This is a genomic window from Stenotrophomonas sp. LM091 (assembly GCF_001806305.1).
Lineage (GTDB): Bacteria > Pseudomonadota > Gammaproteobacteria > Xanthomonadales > Xanthomonadaceae > Stenotrophomonas > Stenotrophomonas bentonitica_A.
Genome location: NZ_CP017483.1, coordinates 2,480,863 through 2,495,685, shown reverse-complemented (window position 1 = coordinate 2,495,685; position 14,823 = coordinate 2,480,863). Strand labels below are relative to the sequence as shown.

Annotated in this window: 13 protein-coding genes; 12 read left to right on the top strand and 1 reads right to left on the bottom strand. The window is 66.6% G+C overall.

The genetic code is table 11. The features are described from left to right. Window positions 1–4: 4 nt before the first annotated feature. From BIZ42_RS10850 to BIZ42_RS10830, 4 genes are all read left to right on the top strand, one after another. A complete protein-coding gene (locus tag BIZ42_RS10850; protein WP_026070152.1) occupies window positions 5–448 on the top strand; it encodes a hypothetical protein in 444 nt (147 codons plus the stop codon). A gap of 16 nt (window positions 449–464) precedes the next feature. Beyond that, on the top strand, window positions 465–4,136 hold the full coding sequence (locus BIZ42_RS10845; RefSeq protein WP_070426439.1) for a tubulin-like doman-containing protein: 3,672 nt from the start codon (window positions 465–467) through the stop codon (window positions 4,134–4,136). Between the two features lie 372 nt (window positions 4,137–4,508). Then, window positions 4,509–5,438 carry an energy transducer TonB gene (locus BIZ42_RS10835; RefSeq protein ID WP_070426437.1) on the top strand — a complete coding sequence of 310 codons (930 nt, stop codon included), beginning with the start codon at window positions 4,509–4,511 and terminating at the stop codon, window positions 5,436–5,438. Between the two features lie 31 nt (window positions 5,439–5,469). Continuing rightward, on the top strand, window positions 5,470–6,162 hold the full coding sequence (locus BIZ42_RS10830) for a hypothetical protein (RefSeq protein WP_019185552.1): 693 nt from the start codon (window positions 5,470–5,472) through the stop codon (window positions 6,160–6,162). 145 nt (window positions 6,163–6,307) lie between these two features. Here the strand turns inward: BIZ42_RS10830 and BIZ42_RS10825 are convergent, their stop codons facing one another. After that, entirely contained in the window at window positions 6,308–7,327 is a 1,020-nt protein-coding gene (locus BIZ42_RS10825) for a histone (protein WP_070426436.1), read from the bottom strand. Between the two features lie 556 nt (window positions 7,328–7,883). Here BIZ42_RS10825 and BIZ42_RS10820 point away from each other — a divergent pair. The 8 genes from BIZ42_RS10820 (at window position 7,884) to BIZ42_RS10785 (ending at window position 14,730) form a co-directional block, all read left to right on the top strand. Continuing rightward, the gene (locus BIZ42_RS10820) at window positions 7,884–9,311 is read left to right on the top strand and encodes a Do family serine endopeptidase (protein ID WP_019185549.1); all 1,428 of its coding nucleotides are present in this window, start codon (window positions 7,884–7,886) and stop codon (window positions 9,309–9,311) included. Window positions 9,312–9,422: 111 nt separating this feature from the next. After that, complete coding sequence (locus tag BIZ42_RS10815; protein WP_019185548.1) at window positions 9,423–9,788, top strand: hypothetical protein; 366 nt, start codon at window positions 9,423–9,425, stop codon at window positions 9,786–9,788. Between the two features lie 8 nt (window positions 9,789–9,796). Then, window positions 9,797–10,297 carry a phage holin family protein gene (locus BIZ42_RS10810; RefSeq protein WP_019185547.1) on the top strand — a complete coding sequence of 167 codons (501 nt, stop codon included), beginning with the start codon at window positions 9,797–9,799 and terminating at the stop codon, window positions 10,295–10,297. Further along, window positions 10,294–10,767 carry a protein sip-5 gene (locus BIZ42_RS10805; RefSeq protein ID WP_070426435.1) on the top strand — a complete coding sequence of 158 codons (474 nt, stop codon included), beginning with the start codon at window positions 10,294–10,296 and terminating at the stop codon, window positions 10,765–10,767. The genes BIZ42_RS10810 and BIZ42_RS10805 overlap by 4 nt, the downstream gene beginning before the upstream one ends. Window positions 10,768–10,903: 136 nt before the next feature. Continuing rightward, entirely contained in the window at window positions 10,904–11,995 is a 1,092-nt protein-coding gene (locus tag BIZ42_RS10800) for an AI-2E family transporter (RefSeq protein ID WP_070426434.1), read from the top strand. Window positions 11,996–12,079: 84 nt separating this feature from the next. Next, a complete protein-coding gene (locus BIZ42_RS10795) occupies window positions 12,080–12,556 on the top strand; it encodes a hypothetical protein (protein WP_070426433.1) in 477 nt (158 codons plus the stop codon). A gap of 64 nt (window positions 12,557–12,620) precedes the next feature. After that, entirely contained in the window at window positions 12,621–13,331 is a 711-nt protein-coding gene (locus BIZ42_RS10790) for an HAD family hydrolase (protein WP_019185543.1), read from the top strand. 28 nt (window positions 13,332–13,359) lie between these two features. Next, on the top strand, window positions 13,360–14,730 hold the full coding sequence (locus tag BIZ42_RS10785; protein ID WP_070426432.1) for a leucyl aminopeptidase family protein: 1,371 nt from the start codon (window positions 13,360–13,362) through the stop codon (window positions 14,728–14,730). Window positions 14,731–14,823: the final 93 nt, after the last annotated feature.

The window sequence follows — 14,823 nt, the reverse complement described above, 5'->3', positions numbered from 1 at the left end:
GAGCATGAGCCAGAAGAGTTCCCTCCCCGCGCCAGTGACCGACCAGCCGGCCACCGCCACGCCGTCCGAACAGACCGCACCGGCGACGACCGCGGGGACGCAGCAGCCGACTGCGACCTTCACCGGCGACTGGGACATCCAGGTCGGCGAGCAGACCAGCAGCCGCGATGCGCTGATTGGTGGTGTGGTGCTGCTGGTGCTGGCCGTGGTGTTCTTCGTGGTAAAGAACGCGTATGCCAACTGGCGGGTCAAGGAGCGCGTCGCGCCGAGTCGTGCCAATGCGTCGGGCTGGTTCCTGTTCATCGGTCTGATGGCGGTCGCCACGGTGACCGTGCTGGCCTTCGTCAACGCCGGGCGGTTCCTGGCGCCGTTGTATCTGGTGCCGATGAGCGCCTTGGCCGGCGTGTCGTTGATCGCCTGGCTCGCCACCTTCTCCGCCAAGCGTTGATCCAGGGGTCCGCCGCATGAACGATGCCACCGAAAGTACCTCCCTGCCCGGTCAGCCGCCGCAGTTAACCGAGAAGATCCGTCCGACGCTGTTCATCGCCCTCGGCGGCACCGGCATGAAGGTCAACATCCGTCTGCGCCGGCGCATCCTCAATGCGATCTGGGGCGGCAACGCGAAGGTCGAGAACGTCGCTGACTTCCCGGTGGCACAGTTCATCAACTTCGATCTGGATGCCGGTGAGGTCACCCAGGACGGCAAGTCGGTCAAGACCGACGTACTGGCCGAGCAGGTCGCCTTCACTCCAGAAGAGAAGATCATCGAGCGGCTGGACCTCAACAAGTACACCCAGTCCGACGACGAGCTGCGGCGTCATCGGGAAGTAGCTGAATGGTTCCCGCTCACGCCCGAGCGCATCCGCCTGCTGGGCGTGGATCCAAGCAAAGGCGCAGGCCAGATCCGTGCGCTGTCGCGCCTGTACTTCTTCGACAAGTATCCGGTGATCCGGGACAAGCTGCGCGACAAGATCGAGACGCTGCTGAGCAACATCGGCGCGCGTGCGGACAAGCTCAAGAAGCTGGGACTGGAAGTGGAGCCGGGCAAGGTGCGGGTGGTCATCACCGGTTCGGCGGCCGGCGGCACGGGCTCCGGGTCATTCCTGGACATGGGCTATCTGGCCAAGGCGATCCTCAAGGAGAAGAATGTCGAGGGCAAGGTCGACCTGTACATGGTCCTTCCCGGCGGCTTCATCACCACCACCAACCCCGACCGCATCCAGGCCAACGGCTACGCCGCGTTGATGGAGCTTGAGACTGCACTGCGCGGCAATGTCCTGGTCAAGCATTGGGATGCCTCGGACAACCTGCACATCGACAGCCGCCCGTACGACGATGTGTACATCGTCGACAACACCAACGTGGCGATGGCCAAGACCAGTGAACAGGAAGACATCTACGAGATGCTCTCGGATGTCTTCTTCACCGACTTCACCTCCCAGGACTTCGCCAACCGCAAGCGCTCGGTGGCCGTCAACCAGAATCAGCACAAGATCCGCGCCTATTCGGTTCCGCTGCCGCAGGACTATGGTGACGATACGGAACTGCGCTTCACCGCCAGCTACTCCGGCGTCGGCCAGGCCGTGCTTGATACCCAGGTGGAAGCGCGCCAGAACGTACGCATGAACCGCCAGGTGCAGGCGATGCTCAAGGCGTTCTTCGGCATCGCCAATATCCAGGCCCCGGGCAACCGCCCCACTGATAAAGAACGCGATGATTTCCTGCGTGAGCAGCTGGCGATCGTGCCACGCACCTTTACGGATATTCCACAGTTCCTCTCCCGCGGCGATCTTGCCACGCTCAACGGAGAGTTCACGCACTACCAGGTCGCTGATGATCTGTTGAAAGTGACCGGCGACGCCAGCATCGGTGCGCAGATCGAACAGAAAGTCGAGAATGCCTTCCAGCAGCTGATGCACGGCAGCGCTGACCGCGACCAATGGCCGCTGCACGTCCAGGATGTGATCAAGCAGCTTGAGCGCGATACCAAGGGCAACCGGGTGGACAGCGCCGACCGCAACCACGAAGTCCGCATCAAGGAGAATCGCCAGCGGGTGTTGCTGTCGATTACCGATGAGGCTGAACTGCCGGCGCAGATCTTCCGGCGCCTGGACGATGACGAGCGCGGTGGCCTGGACTACACGCTGGCCTTGGTGGAAATGATCAAGGACCGGCTCGAGAACGAAGGTACCGGCATCGTTCCTGCGCTGGAACGCAATGCGCAGCGATTCGCCGAGATTTCCGAGAGGCTGCAGAACGCCGAGCTTGCGCGCGAGTTCGAACGCCTCAAGGAGACCACCGGCAAGGGTCTGCTTGCGCGGATCAGCGGCAAGGACAAGCAGGCCGAGACCGTACTGGCGCAGATCAAGGAAACGATCCGCGACAGCCTGCTGTTCTACGTGCGCTCGGTCGCTTCGCGCGAAGCGGCCAACCTGCTGCGCGACGTCTCGGGCTGGCTCGGCGTCAAGGAAGCTGTCGATGCCCACGGCCGCCCGCTGTGGAGTGGTTTCGTCGGGCGCCTGCAGGACGGTCGCCAGTCGGTTGAGTCCCTGCTGCTGCACGTCGAGCGTGACATCGGCAAGATCGAGGCGGCCATCGCCGAGAAGCATGCGACCCTGATCGCGCTCAAGGCACCGCAGGACGAAGAGCAGCCGGCAATCGATCCGGCCGAGTTCAGGCAATGGGCCAAGGAAGCATTCAAGGACTTCGGCGGCTCCCAGACGCTGTTCCAGAAGCTGCTCAGCGACGACGGCGCGCAGGAAGTGTTGGGCAAGCTGCGCAACAAGGCCGTGGCACAGCTGCCCCAGGTCGATGCCCGAACCCAGACCGATCCGCTGATGCAGGCGCTGGCCGCGCTTACGCCCGAGCAGCTGCGCGAGACGTTCCGCCTGCTGCTTCAGCGTGCGATGCCATGGGTGCCGCTGAACCTCAACGGTGGATTTGATATCTCCAAGGACCGCTACACCTGCCTGGTCGGCGTAAAGGATGCGCGCCTGTTCCGGCGCCAGTATGGCGCGATGCTGGAGCAGGCCGTACCGCAGGGCACCGGCATGACCGCCAGCCAGATCGACTTCGTCGAATCCGGCATTCCGGGCAAGCTGATCTGCTTCACCGAGTTGTCTGGCTTCCCGGTTCCGGCACTCACGCCACTGCCGACCTATCAGGCGGCTTACCGCAAAGAGGCGGCCCGTATTCCGCTGCACATCCACAAGCGGGTCAGCCAGTTCGTGCAGCCCATCCAGTTCACTCAGGGCCAGTACCGGCAGTTCGCTGAGGATTTCAGGATATACCTGCATGCCCTCGGCCTGGGGGTGCTCAAGCGCCGTGCCGATGGCAAGTATGAGATCACGCTGGAAGGCGACGGGTTCAGCATCGGCGATGAATTCTCCGTGCGGCAAAGCGGCCTGGACGGGAATGACAAACGCAACATCGAAGAACAGCTGCGCCAGCGCTCGGCCAACGTGCGCGACCCGCTGCAGCTGGCTGTGCTGGCCCAGCTGTTCCGGCATTACGCCACCGTGGCATACAAGCCGATCAAGCAGGAGGACCAGCAGGGTCGCGAAAGCTTGAAGAAGCGCTTCCCCTACAAGCTGAGTGAGATGTTGGCCACCGACTATCGGCAGAAGCTGGTGCAGGCCGCCGGTGACGAAGCCGACCGGATCGAAGAGCGCGCCCGTGCATTGTTCGACGCCTGGACGCAGCCGGTTTCCGGCTCTTCGGCCGATGTCTATGCTGACGAGGTCGCCACCGACCGGGGCGAGAAGCGACAGGTAAATGATTCCTTCGCCCAGATGCTGGGCGTTACGTCCATTGCGGGCGCGGGCGCGGCGAGGCTTGCCCCGGGCGCGGTACCACCGCCTCCACCGCAGGGCAGCCTGCCCGGGGCACCCCCGCCACCGCCGCCGATGGTCGATTACAGCTACTACGTCGGCTACAACAACCAGTCGCTGGGACCGTATACGGTCCAGCAGCTGCAGCAGTTCGTGGGCACCGGCAACATCACCCGCAACAGCCTGCTCTGGCGCGAAGGCATCGAGTGGAGCGCGGCCGGTGCACTGCCGGAACTGGGCCATCTGTTCACCGCTCCATCGGCCCCGCAACCGCCGGCTCCCCCGCCGCCGCCCACCGGGTACTGAGGCTGTATCGCCGTAATGACTGACGCCAGCGCCACCGCCTCGATCTGTGTCAATGACCAGTGCATGAAGCCCCTGCCCGGGCAGGTACGCTTCTGCCCGTTCTGTGGGGTATCCGCGCCAGCGGTTGTGGCGCCGCCGGTCATAGCCCCGGCGGCGGTCATGCCGCCGCCCCCGATTCCTGCGACACCCTCGCCAGCGGCGCCGACAGTGGTGGAATCCGTGCCTCCACCGGCCCCTGCAGCGCCTCCGCCTTCCGCTGTGCAACCGGCATCCGCGCCGGGACCCAAGCGCTCGACCAGGCCACCTGCGCCTCCCGCGCCGATCGCGCCTGCGCCGATTGCTCCCGGGCCGAGCCCACGACCACGCTCACGCGTGCCGCTGGTCCTGGTCTGCCTGGTTCTGGGTGGGCTGTTCTGGGCGATCTTCCTGCGCGATCGAGGTACGTCGCCAACGGTGTCTGCCGGCCGCATCGACGCGCATCGTGCGGCTGTGGAGTCATGCCTCGCGCGGGCGGACCTGGCCTGTGCACGCGTCGCCTTGCTGGGCATGCAGCACGATCTGCCGGGTGAAGAGAACTGGCGCGATCTGCAGGTCCGGGTGACTGCATTGGAAGCCGACCTTGCCAAGCAGGCCGAGCCCGCGCGCCCGAACCGCGCAGCGACACCGGCACCGGCTCCAGCGCCAACCGCCGCACAAGCACCCCTCCACACTGAGGTTGCCCAGGCGCCCCCCCCACCTGCGTCGATCCCGGACCGGTCTGCACAGGTGGATGCCGCATCGCGCGAGCGCGCTCCCGTGCGCTATCCGCCGGATGCAGTGCGTACCGGGGCACGCGGAACCGTTCTGCTCAGCATCGATGTTGCCGAAGATGGCACTGCGACGGCCATTTCGGTGATGCGCACCAGTCGGGTGCGGTCGCTGGACCGTGCTGCGCTGGAAGCAGCGCGTCGCTGGCGTTACCTACCTGCCATCCGGGACGGACAGGCGAATGCAAGCACGATGCAGCTGGAGGTGAGCTTCAGCCCAGACGCGGGCACCGCCTCAGACATGGCCGACCTGCGCCAACCTGACAACAGCTACCCGCCCAAAGCGCCGACGATCTCGCTGCCACCGGCAGCGGCGCCGGAAGCAGGCCTGCTGAGCAAGGCGCGGGTTGAACTGCAGCAAGGCCGCTACGACGTCGCCGTAGCCCTGGGCGAATCGGCCCTGCAGGTCAATCCCGACTCAGCGGCTGCCCGGTCGCTCATCCGCCAAGCAAAGGCGGAGCGCGACCGTGTCATGCGCGAAACCACCATCGAATGATGCCCGCCCCACTTCACACCAGGTGTTGACCATGAAAAAGGACTATTTCGCCCCCGCCTCGCTCGGCAAGGTGCTGTTGATCGGCCTCGCTACCGCCGGCACGCTTACCGGCTGCACCACGGGCAATCAGATGACCCGATCGGACTGGGGCAAGTGCCTGGGCGCGATCGCGCTGGGCACCGGCGCCGGCGCGCTGGTCAATGGTGAGAAAGGTGCCTACGTCGGCGCTGCGGCCGGCATCGCCGCCTGCTTCGTGATCAACGCACAAAGCCGCCGCACCCGTAGCGCGGCCCAGGTGGAGTCGGATTACCGGTCGCGCTACTCGCAGCTGCCGGAGTCTGCCGAGGTCGTGCATTACCAGACCAGCCTCCCCGGCAACAGCGTACGGCGTGGTGAACCGCTGAAGATCGTCTCCAACATCGAAGCGGTCAGCGGCCGCCAGCAGCCGATCCGCGAGGTCAAGGAACAGATCCGGATTTACGAACCCGGCCAGTCCGAACCCTTCAAAACCGCCGAGAAAGTCGCCAGCGAGAGTGCAGGCAGCGGTGCGTACGAGAACACCTTCACCGTGACCTTCCCGTCCAACATGCCGCAGGGGCGCTATAGCATCCAGACCGACGTATTCGTCAATGGCGAGCGGTTGGACAAGGGCAGCAACCAGATCCAGGTGGTCTATGACGGCGAGCACCTGATGCGCGAGTTCGCCGCGATCGCGGCGCGCTGATGTTGCCGGGGTGCCCTTCGGGGCGCCCTGTCTCCCCATGAGGGGACGATTACCCCGCCCACGTATCTGGGTTGGGGATGAGCCCAGTGCATGGCTCCCACCATGCCGCTCCCGCCCTCAGGCAGGAGCAGCACGTTACGACGACTTACTTGCGCGCGCGCTTGGCCGGCGCCTTGCGTGCAACCGGCTTGGCGGCAGCACGCTTGGCCGGGGCGGCCTTGCGGGCCGGAGCCTTCTTCGCCGGAGCCTTCTTGGCCACCGCCTTCTTGGCGGTCGCGACCTTCTTGCCGACGGTCTTCCTGGCCGCTGCGGTCTTCTTCGTCACGGCCTTCTTGGCGGTGGCGACCTTCTTGCCGACCGACTTGCGGGCGACGGCGGTCTTCTTGCCGGCCACCTTCTTGGCGGTCGCGGTCTTCCGGGTCACGGCCTTCTTGGCGGTCGCCGACTTCTTGGCAACGGCCTTCTTGGCGGTGGCGACCTTCTTGCCGACGGTCTTCTTGGCGACGGCGGTCTTCTTGCCAGCCACCTTCTTGGCCGCTGCGGTCTTCCTGGTCACGGCCTTCTTGGCGGTCGCCGACTTCTTGGCAACAGCGGTCCGGGCAGCGGCGACCTTCTTGCCGACGGTCTTCTTGGCGGCGGCGGTCTTCTTGGTCACGGCCTTCTTGGCGGTCGCGGTCTTCTTGGCGACAGCCTTCTTGGCGGTGGCGACCTTCTTGGTCACGGTCTTCTTGGCAGCAGCCGCCTTCTTGGTCACGGCCTTCTTGGCGGTGGTGGCCTTCTTGCCGGCAGCCTTGGTGGTCTTGGTCACGGCCTTTTCAGCGGTGGCCTTCTTCTTGGCGACCTGCTTCTTGATCGCAGTGGCTTCGGCCTTGGCGTTCTTCTTGGCCGCTTCCAGCTTCTGCTTGGCGGTGGCCAGGGTCTTGCCGACCGACTTGGCCGCCTTGTCAGCCTTCTTGGCGACGGTCTTCTCGACCTTGGTCACGGCCTTCTTGACCTTGGCGACCTGGGTGGTGGCAGCCTTGCGTGCGCGCTTGGCGGTCTTCTTGACCGAAGCCACTGCATCTTCCGCTACGTGTGCGATGGTCTCGCCGACGTTGGTGGCGGTTTCTTTTGCATCTTCGACGGTCTGCGAGAGAACCGTGGTCACACCATTACCGTTGCTCATTGAGTGCCTCCTAAGGGGCCTGGTTAGTCAAATCGCTGGCGATGCTATACCGGCGCGGTCCATCGTGGAACGGTCTTGATGCGATGCTCGTGCCAAGCCGACAGTAGCACTGTCATCGTCGGCAGCAAGCAATGCACCGGCCGCGTGCACGAAACCCCTTGAAAACAGCATCGGCGTTCCCGCAGAAGAGGCATGCGATGTGTCTCGATGCGCATCTCCGCCGCGCCCGGCGATGCAATGATGGATCGTCGTAGTTGATCCATTCCGTGCCCTCGTACTGCGCATTTGCGCTGGTTTGGATGGCGCGGGCGCGGCCGACGGACGCGCCTGCCGGTACGCTCTTCCCCCTGCCGCGGGTATCGTGCCGCACCCGCTCTGCAGGTGGCCAGCGGCACACATTGCCCTGGCTGCCGGCGCCCATCCGTCGTGCGGCGCGACGTCGCCGGCAATGAATTTCATCCAGGGTTTAGCCGGTAGCGGACACACTCATTCAGGTTGAATTACCGTATACGTGTTCTCACCTGACCCGTCCCCTCCGACACGGAACCGCCGGACCATGCGACCGCTCCCGACCCTGCTCACGCTCGCCCTCGCCGCTGCCTTCGGCGGGTTCACTGCCACGGCCATCAATGCGCACCTGGACAACCGTGCCGAGGCGGCGCCGGCCGCGTATACGATCCCGACCACGGCCGCGCTGCCCGCAGCGGTCGCCGGCCAGGCGGTGCCGTCGCTGGCACCGATGCTGGAACGGGTGATGCCGGCCGTGGTGAGCGTCAACACCAAGCAGGTGGTACGGGTGCGCAACCCCTACTTCAACGATCCCTTTTTCCGCCGGCTGTTCCCCGAAGTGCCTCAGGAGCGCATCAACGAATCGCTGGGCTCGGGTGTGATCATCGATGCCGCCGAGGGGCTGGTCCTGACCAACCACCACGTCATCGACAACGCCGACGACGTGCAGGTGACCCTGGCCGACGGGCGCACGGTCAAGGCGGAATTCATCGGCTCCGATGCCGATACCGATGTCGCATTGATCCGGATTCCGACCGGCAACCTGACCGAGATCAAGCTCGGCGACAGCGCGCAGCTGCGCGTCGGCGACTTCGTGGTGGCGATCGGCAATCCGTTCGGTTTCAGCCAGACGGTCACCTCCGGCATCGTTTCGGCCGTGGGGCGCAGCGGCATCCGCGGGCTGGGCTACCAGAACTTCATCCAGACCGATGCCTCGATCAACCCGGGCAACTCCGGCGGTGCGCTGGTCAATCTGCAGGGGCAGCTGGTCGGCATCAATACCGCCAGCTTCAACCCGCAGGGCAGCATGGCCGGCAATATCGGCCTGGGCCTGGCGATCCCCTCCAACCTGGCGCGCGACGTGGTGGACCAGCTGGTCAAGCACGGCGTGGTGGTGCGTGGCACGCTCGGCATCGAGGCGCAGAACCTGACCCAGCAGATCGCGCAGGGCCTGGGCCTGACCGAGACGCGCGGCGCGCTGGTCACCCGCGTGCTGGCCGGCTCCGGTGCCGCCGCCGCCGGCCTCAAGCCGGGCGATGTGGTGGTGTCGGCCAACGGCCAGCGCGTGGACAGCGCGCAGGCGCTGCACAACGTGGAAGGCCTGCAGCCGGTCGGCAGCACGCTGACCCTGGACGTGCGCCGCGAGGGCAAGCCGCTGCAGATCAAGGCCACGCTCAAGGAGCAGGCGCGCGCAGTCACCGGGGAATCGCTCGACCCGCGCCTGAGCGGTGCCACCTTCGTCGATCTGCCCGAGTCGCTGCGCCAGGCCGGCGTGAGTGGCGTGCTGGTCAGCGAGGTCAAACGCGGCAGCCGCGCCGCCAACTCCGGGCTGGCGCAGGGCGATGTGATCACCGCGGCAACGGCAGGTGAGTTTGCCGATCTCGCCAGCTGGCGTGCAAACTTCCAGCAGCGTCCGGCCCAGCTGGTGCTGCGGATCATCCGTGGAAACGGCGGTGGCCAGCTGGTGATGCGCTGAACGCGGCGGCAGCCGTAACGTGGCTTACACCCGTCCGGTGCTATTACCTTGTGTTCGTTGCCGTCGGATCGTCCGCGGTCACCTTCCCCATCGCATAGCAGGAGAAACACGATGAGCCCCACCAATACCGAGAACCTGAAGGAACACCTGGGCGAAGCCGGCTCGCACCTGAAGTCGGCCGCCACCGCTGCCGGCGGTGCCATCAAGGGCGCGACCGGTGCTGCCGGTGACGAGCTGCGCATCGGCAAGGCCAACGTCAAGGCCGAGCTGTCCGATACCGCGCTGTCCGGCCTGGCCGCTGCCGAATTCGGTGGTGCCGCCGCCAAGGAACAGGTCGATGCACTGATGGACAAGGGCAAGGACCTGGTCGACAGCGCCGCTGAACTGATCCGCGAGCGCCCGCTGGCCTCCTTCGGCGTCGCCTTCGCGGCCGGCTGGATCATCGCCAAGCTGGCCCGTAGCGGCGGCGACAAGTAAGCAGCGGCGTGAGCGATCAAGCCCAGTCGACCGCTCCCGGTGGCGCGGATACCCCGCCACCGGACAGCGGTGAAAAAGCACCACGCCTGGACGAGAGCATCCGCCAGGTCGGTGAGGCCGGCCGTGAGACAGTCGATTCGGCCAAGCACACGCTGCGCTCCCTGCGACGGTTGGCTTCGGCCGATTTCGCACTGGCGCGCAGCGCGTTCGGCCGGGCACTGGCCTGGGCCGGCGTGGCGATCGTGTTCGGTGCATCGGCCTGGTTGTTGCTGGCCGGTACGCTGATCGCCCTGATGCAGCGCTGGGGCCTGTCCTGGTTCCATTCGCTGCTGATCACGTCGATCGTCAGCCTGCTGGTCACCGGCTACGCGATGTGGCGGGTGTCGTTCTTCTTCCGCCATACCGGCATGCATGCCACGCGTCGCCAGTTGTCGCGGCTGGGTCTGTATGACGAACCCAGCGATGAAGATCCCGATGCCGACGTGGATACCACGGGGGTGAAGCGATGAATTTCGAAGCGTTGCGGCAACGTGTCCAGCGCGCCGAGCTGGTGGTGGCGGTGCGGGTCGAAAAAACCCGCAGCAGCTGGTTCACCCTCAGCAGCGTCTGGCGGGCCGGATGGACGCCGTTGCGGATCATCACCGTCGGTCTCGCCGGCGGCTTCCTGGCCGGCAAGCTGGAGCCCACCGGTCTCGGTGCGAAAGTGCAGGGCGCGCGATGGCTGCAGATGATCGGCTCGGTCTCCAATCTGGTCGCCAGCACCCAGGCCGCGTTCGCCTCGATGCAGGCCAGCGAAGCGGCCGATACCGCCGAGCAGGCGGCAGACAAGGTGGATGACGCGGCCGATCAGGCCCCGCGTCAGGCGGCACCGGCACCGGCACCGGCAGCGCCACGGCTCGGGCCGGAACGGCGGGTTGATCCGGCCTCGCCGTCCCAGCCGCAACCGGCTGAAGCAGCCACGGATCTGTCCGAACGCTGATCCCACCACGGTCGGCAGCATCTTCCGAAGGCCCTGCGGCAGCTGCCGCGGGGCCTTTCTTCGTCTGCACGCACCCCACACGCCACGCGCACCCGGCTTGCCCAATAATGGCGCTCCTTTCCCGTGTGCGACCCGAATGAGCGTCCCGGTTCCCCCTTCTGCCGAAGCCGTCGTCGCACCGCCCGCGCCGCGCCCGCGCGCCCCGATGTCGCTGGTGATCCTGGCCACCCTGGCCGTCGCCTTCACCTTATGGGCGGCACAGGACGTGGTGCTGCCGATCCTGCTGGCGATGTTCTTCGCGCTGGTCGGCAACCCGATCCTGCGGGTGCTGCAGAAGATCTGGATTCCCCGGTTCCTCGGCGCGGTGCTGGTGCTCGGCGTCGGCCTGAGCGGTGCCGCCGCGCTCGGCGTGCAGCTGGTCGGCCCGGCGATGGAATGGGCCCAGGAAGCACCGCAGCAGCTGCGCAAGGTCGCCCGCCAGGTGCAGAACCTGACCAAGCCGGTGCAGCAGGCCAACCAGGCCGCGGAGAACTTCGCGCGCGTGGCCGGGGGCGAAGGCAGCCGCCGGGTGCAGATCGTGCGCACCCAGCTCGATGATCCCTACAAGGTGCTGACCCGCGCACCACGCCTGGCTGCCTCGGTGCTGGCGGTGGTGCTGCTGACCCTGTTCTTCATGATCTACGGGCAGAGCCTGCAGAAGCACGCCATCGCCCTGTTCCCCAGCCGCCAGCAGCAACGGTTCACCGCCGACATCCTGCGCTCGATCGAGCGCGAGGTCTCCCGGTATGTCCTGACCATCACGGTGATCAACACGCTGGTCGGCCTGGTCTTCTCCGGCATCCTGTTGCTGCTCGGCATCTCGCTGCAGGAGGCGCTGCTCTGGGGCACCGTGGCCGCCCTGCTGAACTTCGCGCCCTATGTGGGGCCGCTGATCGGCGTGGCACTGATGTTGCTGATGGGCTTTGTGGAGTTCAGCGATCCGTTCAAGGCGCTGCTGCCGGCGGCCTGCTATCTCGCCCTGCATACGGTGGAAGGGCAGGTGGTGACGCCGATCGTGCTCGGCCGCCGGATGGCGATCTCGCCGCTGATCCTGATCCTGGCCCTGATGGTGTTCGGCTGGCTGTGGGGCATGGTCGGCCTGCTGCTGGCGGTGCCGTTGCTGGTCTGCATCAAGCTGGTACTGGCACGATTGGACGGCACGCAGGGCTGGGCGCGGCTGCTGGAGTAAGCCTGTCAGGCCCGGGACAGGCTGGCCGCGCAATCTCCGATGCTGCCAGACTACCCGCACTTTTCTGGATGGATCCTGGCCCTGATGTCTTCTCTCGCTGTCCGTTGTCTTGCCCTCGCCGGCCTTGTCACCCTCACCACACCGACGTTCGCCGCAACCCCGCCCAGCGCCGAGGTTGCCAGCCGCCAGCTGGTCGAGGCGGTCACCTGCCAGCGCCACCTGACGCCCGCGCAGTTCGCTGCCTTGGCGAAGGTGCTCAAGCCGACCGAGCTGCAGGCGTACGGCGAGCTGTCCGATGGCGAGTATGCGCTGACCACGCCGCTGCTTGTGCTGGGCCAGCCGGTGAACCGCCTGTACCTGTACGACGGCGCCAGCGGCGAGGACGGCGTTGACAGCTACACCGCCTACTTCAGCACGGCCACCGTCGAGCAGATCGCCGCGCTGGCGAAGATGCGCGACAGCGTAGCTGGCGACTACACCCTGGAGGTGGGTCGACATGACCTGAACGTGCGGCAGCAGGACGGGCAGGCATCCATCAGCTGTTCCTACGACCTGCGCTGAAGCACAGCCCTGCACTCCCTGCGCGCGCGATGAAAGCCCGCGCGCGCAGGCGTAGAATGGCGGGGTGAATTTTCCCGTCCAAGCCATCACCCTCGACCTCGACGACACCTTGTGGCCGTTCGCCCCCATCGGCGCCCGCATCGACCAGGTGTTGTACGAGTGGATGCTCCAGCACAGCCCCGCCACCGCCGCGATGTACCCGGTGGCGGCGATGCGCGAACTGCGCGAGCGCTCCTTCCATGACAACCCGCATCTGCACTACGACCTGAGCGCGCTGCGCCGGTTGACGCTGAGCGAGGCGCTGGAGAAAAGCGGCGCCGACCCGGCCCTGCTGGAACCGGCCTATGAAGCGTTCTATGCCGCGCGCAACCAGGTGGAGTTCTATCCTGATGCCATGGACGCGCTGGCCCGGATCGCCGCGCGCGTGCCGGTGGCCGCCCTCAGCAACGGCAATGCCGACCTGCAGCGGATCGGCGTATCGCACCACTTCACCTTCCAGCTCGGCTCGCGCGAGCACGGCGCGGCCAAGCCGGCCGCCAGCATCTTCCACGCCGCCTGCGAGCGCCTGGGGGTCGCCCCCGCCCACGTGCTGCACGTCGGCGACCACGCCGAGATGGACGTGGTCGGTGCGATGCAGGCGGGCCTGCGCGGCTGCTGGATCAACCGCGTCGAGCACACCTGGACTCATCCTTCACTGCAGCCCGATCTGCAGTTCGACACCCTGACCGGGCTGGCCGACTGGCTGGATGCGAACGCATCCGTCCCGCATGCCTGAGCGGCCGCCCAAGGAGCCTTCGAATCCCATGTCCCAGATCAACGGTTTCACGTCCGATACCTCGCATGCGCTGCCGCTGCATGTGATGACCCGCGAGCAGTACGCCGGCTGGCGTGCGCAACAGTCCGACGCGCTCGGCGCGTGGCTGGACGCGCAGCGCTTCAACGGCAGCGGTGGCAGCGTGGTGCTGCTGCCCGGCGAGCACGGCCTGGCCGGCGCGATCGTCGGTGTCGGCGACCCGGGCGATGTCTACAGCTACGCGCATGCACCGTTCGCGCTGCCGGAAGGCACCGTGTGGACACTGGCCGACGCGCTGGCGCCGGAGATCGAGACCCTGCTGCAGCTTGGCTGGGGGCTGGGCAGCTACCGTTTCGCGCGCTACCGCACGCCCAACCGCGCGCCGGCCCAGCTGGCGGCCACGCCTTCGGCCGAAGTGCGCGATGTGATCACCGCCAGCCTGCGCGTGCGCGACTGGGTCAACACCCCGACCGAGGACATGGGCCCGCAGCAGCTCGAAGACGCCGCCCGTGAACTGGCCACCGCCCACGGTGCGCAGATCGAGGTGATCACCGGCGATGCCCTGCTCGAGCAGAACTTCCCCTCCATCCATGCCGTGGGCCGCGCCTCGCACCGGGCCCCGCGCCTGATCGTGCTGCGCTGGGGCAATGCAGGGCAGCCGCACGTTGCGCTGGTCGGCAAGGGCGTGTGCTTTGACACCGGCGGGCTGGACATCAAGCCGGGCGATGGCATGCGCAACATGAAGAAGGACATGGGCGGCGCCGCGCACGCGCTGGGCCTGGCCGGGCTGATCATGGCCCAGCAGCTGCCGGTGCAGGTGACCCTGCTGATCCCGGCGGTGGAAAACGCGATCGGTCCGGATGCGTTCCGCCCGGGCGAGGTGATCGCCACCCGCAAGGGCCTGAGCATCGAGATCGACAACACCGATGCCGAAGGGCGCGTGATCCTGGCCGACGCGTTGACCTACGCCAGCGAGCAGCAGCCGGAGATCGTGCTCGATTTCGCCACCCTGACCGGCGCGGCCCGCATCGCGCTCGGTCCGGATCTGCCGGCATTGTTCAGCAACGACGACACTCTTGCCCAGCAGTGGCTGCAGGCCGGTGAATCGGTGCGCGATCCGGTCTGGCGCATGCCGCTGTGGCGCCCGTACCTGCGCTACCTGCACAGCAACATCGCCGACCTGGCCAACGCCGGCTCGCGCATGGCCGGCTCGGTCACGGCCGCGCTGTACCTGGAACGTTTCATCGCCGACGGCCAGACCTGGGCGCACCTGGATGTGTACGCCTGGAACGACGGCGAACGCCCGGGCCGTCCGGCCGGTGGCGAAGCGCTGGCGCTGCGTTCGGCCTGGGCGATGCTGAAGACGCGCTACGCCGTCTGAGGCAGCGCACCAGCGGCTGAACCCGACGATCCCCGCTCCGGCGGGGATCGTTGTTTTCAACAGTTGTCGAAAATGTGAATATCGGCCTGCGCC

Coding starts and splice junctions, on each gene's coding strand:
- BIZ42_RS10830 (WP_019185552.1), top strand. CDS start 5,470: ATGAAAAAGGACTATTTCGCCCCCGCCTCGCTCGGCAAGGTGCTGTTG.
- BIZ42_RS10845 (WP_070426439.1), top strand. CDS start 465: ATGAACGATGCCACCGAAAGTACCTCCCTGCCCGGTCAGCCGCCGCAG.
- BIZ42_RS10795 (WP_070426433.1), top strand. CDS start 12,080: ATGTCTTCTCTCGCTGTCCGTTGTCTTGCCCTCGCCGGCCTTGTCACC.
- BIZ42_RS10800 (WP_070426434.1), top strand. CDS start 10,904: ATGAGCGTCCCGGTTCCCCCTTCTGCCGAAGCCGTCGTCGCACCGCCC.
- BIZ42_RS10825 (WP_070426436.1), bottom strand. CDS start 7,327: ATGAGCAACGGTAATGGTGTGACCACGGTTCTCTCGCAGACCGTCGAA.
- BIZ42_RS10815 (WP_019185548.1), top strand. CDS start 9,423: ATGAGCCCCACCAATACCGAGAACCTGAAGGAACACCTGGGCGAAGCC.
- BIZ42_RS10820 (WP_019185549.1), top strand. CDS start 7,884: ATGCGACCGCTCCCGACCCTGCTCACGCTCGCCCTCGCCGCTGCCTTC.
- BIZ42_RS10805 (WP_070426435.1), top strand. CDS start 10,294: ATGAATTTCGAAGCGTTGCGGCAACGTGTCCAGCGCGCCGAGCTGGTG.
- BIZ42_RS10850 (WP_026070152.1), top strand. CDS start 5: ATGAGCCAGAAGAGTTCCCTCCCCGCGCCAGTGACCGACCAGCCGGCC.
- BIZ42_RS10785 (WP_070426432.1), top strand. CDS start 13,360: ATGTCCCAGATCAACGGTTTCACGTCCGATACCTCGCATGCGCTGCCG.